The sequence below is a fragment of the Rhodobacter capsulatus genome, from assembly GCF_052363185.1.
GTDB lineage: Bacteria > Pseudomonadota > Alphaproteobacteria > Rhodobacterales > Rhodobacteraceae > Rhodobacter > Rhodobacter capsulatus_E.
Window position 1 is genome coordinate 1,918,249 of the sequence record NZ_CP198955.1, and the last position, 9,509, is coordinate 1,927,757.

Genomic DNA, 9,509 nt, shown 5'->3' on the forward strand with positions numbered 1-9,509 from the left:
ATGGCCGTCTCCCCTCCGGTCTGCGATTTTGGCTGGAAAGCCCCGGATTTCCGCCTGCCCGACACCTCGGGCAGGCTCTGGAGCCTTGAGGATATCCGCGGGCCGAAGGGTTTGCTGATCATGTTTATCTGCAACCATTGCCCCTATGTTCAGGCGATCCTTGACCGGCTGCAACGCGATGTCGAGGCGCTGATGGAAGTGGGCATCGGGGTGGCGGCGATTTCGTCGAACGACGTTGCAAGCTATCCCGAGGACGGCCCCGAAAACATGGCCCGGCTGGCGGCGGAGCGGGGCTTTCGTTTCCCCTATCTGTTCGATGAAACGCAAGCCGTGGCAAAGGCTTACGATGCGGTCTGCACACCGGATTTCTTCGGATTCAACGCCGATGATCAGCTGCAGTATCGCGGCCGTCTTGACGCTTCGGGCCGCACCGCCGGTCCGGCGGATGCGCGGCGCGAGCTTTACGAGGCGATGCTGAGTGTCGCCGAAACCGGCCAGGGACCGCGCGATCAGATCGCCTCGATGGGCTGTTCGATCAAATGGAAAGAGTGATGACCCCCGCGCTGATCTTCGACCTTGACGGAACGCTGATCGACTCGGCGCCCGCCATTCACAAGGTCTCGAACGATGTGCTCGGCGCGCGGGGCTATGCGCCCCTCGGCCTCGATCAGATCCGCTCTTTCGTCGGGCAAGGCGCCCCGCATCTGGTGCGCTGCCTGCTGACAACCGCAGGCGAAGACCCGGCCGGGCCGCTGTTCGACGTGATCTATACCGATCTTGTCACCCGCTACGAAACCGATGTCGAGGGCAACACGCTTTACCCGGGTGTGATCACAGCCTTGGAGCGTCTGCGGGCGATGGACTGCCCGATGGCGATCACCACCAACAAGCCCTACAAACCCGCGCTGGCGGCGATCGCCCATGTCGGTCTGACCGATTATTTCCAGCTTGTCATCGGCGGCGACAGCCTGCCCACGCGCAAGCCAAACCCCGAGATGGTGCAAGAGGCGCAAAGATTATTGGGCCGGGATCGCGCCCTTTACATCGGCGACAGCGAGATCGACGCGCAGACCGCCGAAAACGCGGGCCTGCCGTTCCTGATCTACACCGAAGGCTATCGCAAGACCCCGGTCGACGCGCTGCCCCATGCCGCGAAGTTCTGCGATTTCAAAGACCTGCCAAGCATTGTTGAGGGCTGGACATGGGGCTGAGCGCGCTGATCTTCGACGTTGACGGCACTTTGGCGGAAACCGAGGAAGTGCATCGTCAAGCGTTCAACGAGACTTTTGCCGCCCATGGCCTCGACTGGCACTGGACGCGCGATGATTATCGGACGCTTCTGCGCACCACCGGCGGCAAGGAGCGGATGGCGAAACACCGCGAGACCCTCGGCTCCGGGCCCGATGATGCGCAGATCGCCGCGCTGCACCGGGCCAAGACGCAGCGCTATGTCGAAATCATCGCCTCGGGTCAGGTCAGCCTGCTGCCCGGGGTCGAAGACCTGATCGCCCGGGCCCGGGCCGCCGGGTTGCGGCTTGCCATCGCCACCACCACCACCCGCGCCAATGTCGATGCGCTGATCGCCGCCACCTTCCGTTGCCCTCCCGAAACGATTTTCGAGGTGATTGCCGCGGGGGACGAGGTCGCGCGCAAGAAGCCCGCCCCCGATGTCTATCTTCTGGCGCTGGAGCGTCTGGCCCTGCCGCCCGGTGCCTGCCTGGCCTTCGAGGACAGCCGCGCCGGTCTTGTCTCGGCCAGGGCCGCGGGGCTGCGCGTGGTTCTGACGCCCTCGGAATACACCCGCGGCGACGATTTCACCGCGGCGGACTGGCTGATCTCCGATCTGACGGCCCTGTCGCGCAAAGACATCCCCGACCTGCCCTGAGCCCCTTGCGCCGACCGGCACCACAGGCCAGAGTGGCCGCGGACCTTGCCGGAGGAAGACATGGACCTGCGCATCCTGACGCCCGATTTCGCCGTGGCCCCGCAGATCGCCCTTGAAGAGATCGCCGAAGCCGCGCGGCTCGGCTTTCGGACCCTGATCAACAACCGCCCCGATGACGAGGTGGAGGCCGGCCTGTCCGATGCCGCGATGCAGGCCGCCGCCAAGGAAGCCGGCCTGGCCTATGTCTATCTGCCCTATCATCCGGGCGCGCTCAGCCCCGAGCTGATCGCCGGTTTCGAGGCGGCCCTGAGCACCGCCGAGGCCCCGGTTCTGGCCTGGTGCCGCTCGGGAACCCGGTCGTCGCATCTGTGGGCGCTGAGCCAGGCCGGGCAGCAGCCGCTTGACAAAATCGTCGAAACCGCCCGAAATGCCGGATATGATCTGTCCGGGCTGGTGCCGATGCTGCGCGCCAAGGCAGCCTCGGTTGACTGAGGATCGAAGTTTAACCGCTTGGTAAAAAAGCATAATTGCACAGAAGCGTTACGGATGGTGCACTGTGCGACCTTGTGACCGAAGTCCGTGCGGGCTGGTTAACGGGCTTGCGCGCAGCTTGCGACGCATGGCAAAAACGTGATCTGTGCAAGCTTGCGAGGTGTGAGACGCGCGCAATGCTGGATCATCTTGAACAACTTCTGGTCGCCGATGACATCGGCACCATCTGGAACATGCATTGTGCCCAGATGGCAAATTACGGTTTCGACCGGCTGATCTACGGATTCACGCGCTTCAGCGCGACGCAGAACCTCACCTCGCTTGAGGACATGCTGATCCTGTCGAACCATCACCCCGATTATCTGCAATCCTTCCTTGCGGTCGGGACCTTCTCGGAAGCGCCGATGGTGAAATGGGCGGTGGGGTCGGTCGGCGCCTGTTCCTGGCGCGTCGTCGCCGAACGCGCGGCGGCGGGGCTTCTGACCGAGGCGGAAAAGAAGGTGCTGGAGCTCAACCGGCGCTTCAATGTGCAGGCGGGCTATTCGATCGGCTTTGCCGACACCTCGGCCCGCGCCAAGGGGGCGATCGGTCTTTGCGCCAAACCCGGTCTGGATCAGGATGCGGTGGACGCGATCTGGGACCAGCACGGCCGCGACCTGCGGGTGTTGAACACGGTCATGCACATGAAGATGAGCGCCCTGCCCTTTTCCACCACCCGCCGCCCGCTGACGGCGCGCCAGCGCGAGGTGCTGGAATGGGTCGGCGACGGCAAGACCTCGGCCGATATCGCGCAGATCCTCGGGCTGAACATCGCCACGGTGGAGAAGCATCTGCGGCTGGCGCGCGAGGCGCTCGAGGTCGAAACCACCGCGCAGGCGCTGCTCAAGGCCTCGATGCAGAAGCAACTTTTCATCACCTCGCCAGGCCAGCACTGACAACCTGTCCAAAAGGCCTGCGACATTCCTTCACGGTAAGGAAAACCTGACTACTCCGAATCCTCGGAAAAGCCTTAGATACACGTGTTCCGTGAGTGGTGGCTTCGGCCAGGAACGGGGAAGCAGTCGAAGATTGATCCGACGAGATCCCACCCGGTTTTCCGGTACGGCCCAGCGGGTATATAGTCACCCGTCTGGGCCGTTTCAATTTCCGCCCCCGCCATCCCCCCCATCGTCATCGCCCGCCCGTTCCGGCGCGGAAGGCCTGCGGCCAAAGAAAACGCCGCCCCGAAGGGCGGCGCAAATCCGTGCCGAGGGGGCAGCGCTTACGCGCCGACCATCTTCGCCACTTCCGCGGCGAAATCCTCTTCCTTCTTCTCGACGCCTTCGCCCACGACGAGACGCGCAAAGCCGGTGATTTCCACGCCCGCTTCGGTCGCGGCCTGCGCCACGGTCACATCGGGGTTCATCACGAATTTCTGGTTCACGAGGGTCGATTCCTCGAGGAACTTCTTCATCCGGCCCGGGATGATGTTGTTGTGAATCACCTGCTCGGGCTTGGGCTTGGCCGAGGTGGCATTCTCTTCCAGCGCCTTGGCGGTCTGCACCTGCAGCTCGCGCTCCAGGATCGCCGGATCGAGGCTGGCCTCGTTCAGCGCCACCGGAGCCGTCGCCGCGATATGCATGGCGAATTGCTTGCCGATTTCCTGCGCCTTCGCGGCATCGCCCTTCAGCGCGACCAGAACGCCGATCTTGCCCATTTCCGGCGCGGCGGCGTTATGGACATAGGACACGATGGTGTCGCCTTCCAGAACGTGCAGACGGCGGAAGGTCATGTTCTCGCCGATGCGGGCGATGGCTTCGCTGATCACTTCGTCAACGGTCTTGCCGTTCAGCGCAGCCGCCTTCACCACTTCGACCGATTCGCCCACTTCCAGCGCGGTTTTGGCCACGTCGCGCACCAGCGCCTGGAAATCGGTGTTCTTGGCGACGAAGTCGGTTTCCGAGTTGATCTCGATCGCGACACCGCGGCCCGTGGTCACGGCCACGCCGATCAGACCTTCCGCGGCCACGCGGTCGGCTTTCTTCGCGGCTTTCGCCAGCCCCTTGGTGCGCAGCCAGTCGATGGCGGCATCCATGTTGCCGTCGCATTCGGTCAGCGCCTTCTTGGCGTCCATCATGCCTGCGCCGGTGGTTTCGCGCAGTTCCTTCACCATCTGAGCGGTGACAGCCATCGGATCTCTCCTCTGAATGGGGTGAGGGCGGGGTTACCCCCGCCCGATGTCATTTGCGTGACGGCCGGGCTCAGGCCTCGGCGACGTCTTCGACCGGGGCTTCTTCCAGCGCACCCAGATCGACACCGGCGGCGCCCATCTGCGCGCTCATGCCGTCAAGGGCCGCGCGCGAAACCAGGTCGCAGTAAAGCGCGATGGCGCGGGCGGCGTCATCGTTGCCGGGGATGATGTAATCCACGCCCTTGGGCGAGCAGTTGGTGTCGACCACCGCCACGACCGGGATGCCCAGCTTCTGCGCTTCGAGGATGGCCAGATCTTCCTTCGACACGTCGATCACGAAGAGCAGGTCCGGCAGACCGCCCATTTCGCGGATCCCGCCCAGCGAGGCCTGCAGCTTGGCCTGCTCGCGTTCCATGCCCAGACGTTCTTTCTTGGTCAGGCCTTCAGCGCCCGAGGCCATGATCTCGTCGATCTGCTTCAGACGGGCGATCGACTGCGACACGGTCTTCCAGTTCGTCAGCGTGCCACCCAGCCAGCGGTGGTTCATGTAGTATTGCGCGCATTTTTCCGCGGCATCGGCGACGGCTTTCGAGGCCTGACGCTTGGTGCCGACAAAGAGGATGCGGCCGCCCTTGGCGACGGTGTCACGGACCACGTTCAGCGCCGCGTCCAGCATCGGCACGGTCTGGGTCAGGTCGATGATGTGGATGCCGTTGCGCTCGCCATAGATGAACTCGCCCATGCGGGGGTTCCAGCGTTGCGTCTGGTGGCCATAGTGAACGCCAGCTTCAAGAAGCTGACGCAGCGAGAAATCGGGAAGCGCCATGTTCCATTTCCTTTCCGGTTTGCGCCTGAGCGGAGGATTTCAGGGTTTCCCCCAACCGGTGGACCGAACGGGGATGTCTCCCGCCGCTGGCCCGCCTCCGCCTGTGAAGTGCGCGCCCTATAGACCAGCCTTCCCTCTCTGGCAAGCCCCCGCGCCGGTCTTTGACGGCCGAAGCCTCCGGCGGGGATAATTGGCGCAAGATAAATCGGTGTTCCTTTATCTTGCCGCAAATATCCCGGGGGAGAGGCGCGAAAGCGCCGAGGGGGCAGCGCCCCCCCTTGCGCCCTCCGCGAAGCCGTAGCACCAAGGGACCATGAAAGACACGCCCGACATCCTTTGCATCGGTTCGGTTCTGTGGGACATCATCGGCCGCGCCCCGGTGCATATGCGGGCGGGGGCGGATGTGCCCGGGCGGATCACCCGCCTGCCCGGCGGCGTCGCCATGAACATCGCGATGACGCTGACCCGGTTCGGCCTTTCTCCCGCCATCCTGACCGCGATCGGCCGCGACACACAGGGGGCCGAGCTGATCCAGTCGGCCGAGCTGATGGGGATCGACTGCCGCTTCCTTTATCGCTCGGACGACCTGCCCACCGACCGCTACATGGCGATCGAGGGGGGCAAACGGGCTGATCGCCGCCATCGCCGATGCCCACAGTCTGGAAGCGGCGGGGGACAAGATCCTGCGCCCGCTGACCGATGGCCGTCTGGGCAGCGCCGCGCAGCCCTGGGCGGGGCCGGTGGCGCTGGATGGCAACCTGACCCAGGCGCTGCTGGCCGAGATCGCCCGTTCGCCGCTCTTTGCCCATGCCGATCTGCGCGTCGCCCCCGCCAGCCCCGGCAAGGCCGAGCGGCTGGCCCCGCTGCTCTCTCTCATCCCGGCGCGACGATCTATGTGAACCGCGAGGAAGCGGGCCTGCTGTGCCAGCGCGATTTCCCCACCGCCGAAGCCGCGGCCGAGGGGGTGCTGGCCCGCGGTGCCCGCCATGTCCTTGTCACCGATGGCGGCCGCGCCGCCGCCGATGGCAGGCGCGGGCAAGGCGTCATCACCGCCACCCCGCCCGAGGTTCTTGTCACCCGCGTCACCGGCGCGGGCGACACGTTCATGGCCGCCCATCTGGTGGCCGAACGCGAGGGGGCGGATCGGATCACCGCGCTTTCCCGCGCGCTCGCCGCCGCCGCCCGCTACGTTTCCGGAGACAAACCGACATGACCGACCTGCCGCTTGCCTTTTCCCCCGAGGTCCGCGCCGCCCTTGACACGGGCGCGCCCGTCGTCGCGCTCGAAAGCACGATCATCACCCATGGCATGCCATGGCCGCAAAATCTCGAAACCGCCCGCCGGGTCGAGGCCGAGGTCCGCGCCGCCGGCGCCACCCCGGCGACGATCGCGGTGATGGGCGGACGCATCCACATCGGCCTGACCGCGGCGGAGCTGGAGGCGCTGGCGCAGGCGAAAGGGGTGATGAAACTTTCGCGCGCCGATCTGGCCTTTTGTCTGGCCAGCGGCGGCATCGGCGCCACCACGGTGGCCGCCACGATGATCTGCGCGCATCTGGCCGGGATCGCGGTCTTTGCCACCGGCGGCATCGGCGGCGTGCATCGCGGCGCCGAGGAGAGCTTCGACATCTCGGCCGATCTGACCGAACTCGGCCTGACCCCGGTCACCGTCGTCGCGGCCGGGGCCAAGGCCATCCTTGATCTGAAGAAGACGCTGGAAGTTCTTGAAACGAATGGTGTTCCCGTGATCGCCTTCGGTCAGGAGGAGCTTCCCGCCTTCTGGTCGCGCGCCTCGGGCCTGCGCGCGCCGCTGCGCGCCGAGACCGCCGCAGAGATCGCCCGGGCGCATCTGATGCGCGCCCGTCTTGGCCTTGCGGGCGGCCAGCTGGTCGCCAATCCGATCCCGCCCGAGGCCGAAATCCCGCGCGAAGAGATCGTGCCGGTGATCGAGACCGCGCTGGCCGAGGCCGAGGTGCAGCGCATCGCCGCCAAGGAGGTCACGCCCTTCCTGCTGTCGCGGATCTTCGATCTGACCGGGGGGCGCTCGCTTGCGGCCAATATCGCCCTCGTTTTGAACAATGCCCGCCTTGGCGCCGCCATCGCGCGCGAAATCGGGGCGCAGAGGTGAGGGGGCGCATTGCGCCCGCCGCCCCCCGACCCTAACTGTGATGCAAACACGAGGCCCAGCATGACCGAGCACGACCCGCATCCGACGCCCCAAGAACAGCTGTCGCTGCTGCCCCATCCCCACAAGCGGGGCTTTCTGGCGGGGTTGCGCGCCTCGTTCTTCACCGGGCTGATCGTGATCGCGCCAATCGCCGCGACGCTGTGGCTGATGTGGACGCTGGCGGGAATGGTCGATGGCTGGGTGCTGCCCTTCATCCCCGCGCATATGCGCCCCGAAACCTATGTCGGCACCAATCTGCGCGGCGTGGGGGTGGTGATCTTCCTGCTCTTCACCCTCACCGTGGGGGCCTTGGCGCGCAACTTCATCGGCCGCGCGGTGATCCGCTTCGGCGAGGCGCTGGTGGACCGGATGCCGGTGGTGCGCTCGGTCTACAACGGCGTCAAACAGATCGCCGAAACCGTGCTGAGCCAGGGCGACACGAAATTCGACCGTGCCTGTCTGGTCGACTATCCGCGCCCCGGGCTGAAGGCGATCGCCTTCGTCTCGGCCCGCGCGAGGGGCGAGATCGCGGCACGGGCCGCGCCCGAGGATCCGCTGATCTCGGTCTTCCTGCCGACGACGCCGAACCCGACATCTGGCTTTCTGCTTTATGTCCCCGAAAGCCAGATCACCTATCTTGACATGTCGGTCGAGGATGCGGCCAAGCTGATCATCTCGGCCGGGCTCGTCTATCCGTCCGAAAAGAAAGCGGACCCGACGGTGAAGACGCCGAAGAAGGCGGCCTGAAACCGGTTTCGCCGCGCCGCAGCGCGGCGACCCGCGGGGGCGCTGCCTGCCCCCGCACCCCCGGCGTATTTTGCCAAGGAAAGGCAGGCCCGTCTTCCGGACTGCGGGCTTGCTTTTATCTTGCCTCAAATATCCCGGGGGTCCGGGGGCAGCGCCCCCGGCGGGTCGCCTCGGGCTTGCCCCGAGGCGAAATCCCCCTAGAGCGCCGTCCAGCCGCCATCCACCGATATCGTCGTGCCGGTGATCTGCGCCGCCGCCTCCGAGCACAGGAAGACCGTCGTCCCGCCCAGTTGTTCCACCGTGGCGAATTGCTTCGACGGCTGGCGCGTCAGCATCACCTCGCGGATCACCGTCTCGCGGTCCATCCCGTGCACCTTCATCTGATCGGGGATCTGCGCCTCGACCAAGGGCGTCAGCACATAGCCCGGGCAGATCGCATTGCAGGTGATCGGCTCCTCGGCGGTTTCCAGCGCCACCGTCTTGGTCAGGCCGACGATACCATGCTTGGCCGCGACATAGGCCGATTTGAACGGCGAGGCGGTCAGCCCATGCGCCGAGGCGATATTGACCACCCTGCCCCAGCCCGCCGCCCGCATCATCGGCAGCGCCGCCGCCGTGGTATGGAAAGCCGAGCTGAGGTTGATCGCCAGGATCGCCTCCCATTTCTCGACCGGGAACTGATCCACCGGGGCCACATGCTGGATGCCCGCATTGTTCACCAGAATGTCGCAGCGCCCCGCCTGCGCCACCAGCGCCCGGCACTCCGCGCCCTTCGACATGTCGGCCTTGATATACCGCGCCGTCACCCCGAACTCTGCCGCCAGCGCCGCCGCCAGCGCGTGATCTTCGGGCCGGTCGGTGAAGGAATTGAGCACCACATCGGCCCCCGCCCGGGCCAGTTCCCGCGCCACCCCCAATCCGATCCCCGAGTTCGACCCGGTGATGATCGCCGTCTTGCCCTTCAGGCTCATGCTGTCCTCCTGCGACTGTCTTGTGCAACCACATCCCACCGCGGAAAATTCTGCAACGGCCAAGGGCATGCCGGAAAGAAAAAGACGCCCGCACAAGGCGGGCGTCAAGTCATGAGGCAGGTTTCATACAGGCAAGAAACCTATCGAGCAGTAAGATCTTTATAAACCCGCACGCCGCCTCTTCCAAGGGAAAAGTTTGCCTGGGCCTGCGGCAGGCGTTAGCTTGGCGCCTGAAAATACAGGCAAACGGGA

At 65.5% G+C, this 9,509-nt stretch carries 10 protein-coding genes and 1 pseudogene; 8 read left to right on the top strand and 3 right to left on the bottom strand.

Annotated elements, in window-relative coordinates; genetic code table 11:
- The 5 genes from ACTTAG_RS09520 (at position 1) to ACTTAG_RS09540 (ending at position 3,312) form a co-directional block, all read left to right on the top strand.
- On the top strand, positions 1–552 hold the full coding sequence (locus ACTTAG_RS09520) for a thioredoxin family protein (RefSeq protein WP_444462104.1): 552 nt from the start codon (positions 1–3) through the stop codon (positions 550–552).
- Positions 552–1,211: a phosphoglycolate phosphatase gene (locus tag ACTTAG_RS09525; RefSeq protein ID WP_444462105.1), complete on the top strand. Its 660-nt coding sequence runs from the start codon at positions 552–554 to the stop codon at positions 1,209–1,211. Before ACTTAG_RS09520 ends, ACTTAG_RS09525 begins: the two co-directional genes overlap by 1 nt.
- A complete protein-coding gene (locus ACTTAG_RS09530; protein ID WP_444462106.1) occupies positions 1,202–1,885 on the top strand; it encodes an HAD family hydrolase in 684 nt (227 codons plus the stop codon). Before ACTTAG_RS09525 ends, ACTTAG_RS09530 begins: the two co-directional genes overlap by 10 nt.
- Before the next feature lie 60 nt (positions 1,886–1,945).
- Positions 1,946–2,377, top strand: coding sequence for a TIGR01244 family sulfur transferase (locus ACTTAG_RS09535; RefSeq protein WP_444462107.1), 432 nt, complete (start codon positions 1,946–1,948; stop codon positions 2,375–2,377).
- A 176-nt stretch (positions 2,378–2,553) separates the two neighbouring features.
- Positions 2,554–3,312, top strand: a complete 759-nt coding sequence (locus tag ACTTAG_RS09540; protein WP_444462108.1) for a helix-turn-helix transcriptional regulator — start codon at positions 2,554–2,556, stop codon at positions 3,310–3,312.
- Between the two features lie 326 nt (positions 3,313–3,638).
- On the opposite strand, the gene tsf is transcribed toward ACTTAG_RS09540, so the two are convergent.
- Both tsf and rpsB read right to left on the bottom strand, forming a co-directional pair.
- Positions 3,639–4,547: a translation elongation factor Ts gene (gene tsf, locus ACTTAG_RS09545; protein ID WP_444462109.1), complete on the bottom strand. Its 909-nt coding sequence runs from the start codon at positions 4,545–4,547 to the stop codon at positions 3,639–3,641.
- A 70-nt stretch (positions 4,548–4,617) separates the two neighbouring features.
- A complete protein-coding gene (rpsB, locus tag ACTTAG_RS09550; RefSeq protein WP_444462110.1) occupies positions 4,618–5,373 on the bottom strand; it encodes a 30S ribosomal protein S2 in 756 nt (251 codons plus the stop codon).
- Between the two features lie 313 nt (positions 5,374–5,686).
- Here rpsB and ACTTAG_RS09555 point away from each other — a divergent pair.
- From ACTTAG_RS09555 to ACTTAG_RS09565, 3 genes and pseudogenes are all read left to right on the top strand, one after another.
- Positions 5,687–6,586: pseudogene (locus ACTTAG_RS09555) on the top strand (PfkB family carbohydrate kinase).
- Entirely contained in the window at positions 6,583–7,500 is a 918-nt protein-coding gene (locus ACTTAG_RS09560; protein WP_444462111.1) for a pseudouridine-5'-phosphate glycosidase, read from the top strand. The pseudogene ACTTAG_RS09555 and the gene ACTTAG_RS09560 overlap by 4 nt, the downstream one beginning before the upstream one ends.
- A gap of 60 nt (positions 7,501–7,560) precedes the next feature.
- On the top strand, positions 7,561–8,286 hold the full coding sequence (locus ACTTAG_RS09565; RefSeq protein WP_444462112.1) for a DUF502 domain-containing protein: 726 nt from the start codon (positions 7,561–7,563) through the stop codon (positions 8,284–8,286).
- Between the two features lie 197 nt (positions 8,287–8,483).
- Here the strand turns inward: ACTTAG_RS09565 and ACTTAG_RS09570 are convergent, their stop codons facing one another.
- A complete protein-coding gene (locus tag ACTTAG_RS09570) occupies positions 8,484–9,257 on the bottom strand; it encodes a 3-hydroxybutyrate dehydrogenase (protein WP_444462113.1) in 774 nt (257 codons plus the stop codon).
- Between the last annotated feature and the right edge of the window lie 252 nt (positions 9,258–9,509).

Coding starts and splice junctions, on each gene's coding strand:
- ACTTAG_RS09535 (WP_444462107.1), top strand. CDS start 1,946: ATGGACCTGCGCATCCTGACGCCCGATTTCGCCGTGGCCCCGCAGATC.
- ACTTAG_RS09520 (WP_444462104.1), top strand. CDS start 1: ATGGCCGTCTCCCCTCCGGTCTGCGATTTTGGCTGGAAAGCCCCGGAT.
- ACTTAG_RS09525 (WP_444462105.1), top strand. CDS start 552: ATGACCCCCGCGCTGATCTTCGACCTTGACGGAACGCTGATCGACTCG.
- rpsB (WP_444462110.1), bottom strand. CDS start 5,373: ATGGCGCTTCCCGATTTCTCGCTGCGTCAGCTTCTTGAAGCTGGCGTT.
- ACTTAG_RS09530 (WP_444462106.1), top strand. CDS start 1,202: ATGGGGCTGAGCGCGCTGATCTTCGACGTTGACGGCACTTTGGCGGAA.
- ACTTAG_RS09560 (WP_444462111.1), top strand. CDS start 6,583: ATGACCGACCTGCCGCTTGCCTTTTCCCCCGAGGTCCGCGCCGCCCTT.
- ACTTAG_RS09570 (WP_444462113.1), bottom strand. CDS start 9,257: ATGAGCCTGAAGGGCAAGACGGCGATCATCACCGGGTCGAACTCGGGG.
- ACTTAG_RS09565 (WP_444462112.1), top strand. CDS start 7,561: ATGACCGAGCACGACCCGCATCCGACGCCCCAAGAACAGCTGTCGCTG.
- ACTTAG_RS09540 (WP_444462108.1), top strand. CDS start 2,554: ATGCTGGATCATCTTGAACAACTTCTGGTCGCCGATGACATCGGCACC.
- tsf (WP_444462109.1), bottom strand. CDS start 4,547: ATGGCTGTCACCGCTCAGATGGTGAAGGAACTGCGCGAAACCACCGGC.